Annotated in this window: 1 protein-coding gene; it reads right to left on the bottom strand. The window is 68.2% G+C overall.

The annotated features are described in order from the left end of the window. Nucleotides 1-949, bottom strand: a 949-nt coding sequence (locus tag ACIQGQ_RS37220) for an IS481 family transposase (protein ID WP_402405137.1), incomplete at its 3' end; no start/stop codon positions are given. Nucleotides 950-1074: the final 125 nt, after the last annotated feature.

The raw sequence follows: 1074 nt of genomic DNA, 5'->3' as shown, positions 1-1074 counted from the left end.
TGTATTGCCCTGTGAGGTTGGGGACGCGGCTGGCGGGTGGTTTGCCTGCGAGTGCGGTGTGTCCACGGTGGTGATTGTAGGTGTGCAGCCAGCCGGGGAACGCGTCGCGTCGTTCCTGCTCTGATTGGTAGGGGCGGGCGTAGGCCCACTCGTCGAGCAGGGTGCGGTTGAGGCGCTCGACCTTGCCATTGGTCTGCGGCCGGTAGGGCCGGGTTCGCTTGTGGGTGATCCCGGCCGCTGCCAGGGTGTCGCGCCAGGTGTGGGACTTGTAGCAGGAGCCGTTGTCGGTCAGGACGCGTTCGACGGTGATTCCGACGCTGGTGAAGTAGGCGTGGGCCCGCTGCCAGAAGGCGGTGGCGGTCTCCTTCCTCTCGTCGGTGTGGATCTCGCTGTAGGCGAGGCGGGAGTGGTCGTCGACGGCGGTGTGGATGTAGCTGTAGCCGGCGTTCTTGCGGGTCTTGCGGCCGGCCTGGCGGCCCAGCACCTTGTGGCCGCCGCCGTCGGGGATGTTGCCGAGCTTCTTGATGTCCACGTGCACCAGTTCGCCGGGCTTCTCGCGTTCGTAGCGGCGTATGTTCCGGCCGGTTGCACGGTCCAGATGGGTCAGACGGGCCAGCCCGAACCGGGTCAGGACCCGGTGCACGGTTGAGGGCACCAGTCGCAGGTGGTGGGCGATGCGGGCCGGGCCCCAGCGCCGCAGGACACGGACCTTGATGATTCGCCGCTCGGTGCGGGTCGGGGTCCGCCCGGGACTGTGACGAGGACGTGAGGATCGGTCGGTCATGCCCGCTTCGCCGTCGTGCCGGTAGCGGGCAGCCCACCGCTGGGCTGTGGTCGGTGAGACCTGGAAGCGTTCGGCGGCTCGGCGCAGCGGCCAGCCCTCCTCGACCACGCAGCGGGCCAGGCGCAGGCGTCCGGTCTCGGTCAGGGGTGCATTACGGTGGGGCACGAGGGCCTTTCGGTCAGGTGTAGACGTCGCAATCCACACCGAACCGGAAGGCCCTCACCTGCTTCAAGATCCCTCAGCCGAGACCTCGCTCACCCGTCCACAACCTCCCGGGACAGAACACCTAG

Source organism: Streptomyces sp. NPDC092952, assembly GCF_044754785.1.
Classification (GTDB): Bacteria; Actinomycetota; Actinomycetes; order Streptomycetales; family Streptomycetaceae; genus Streptomyces.
This window is presented reverse-complemented; position numbering and strand designations above follow the sequence as displayed.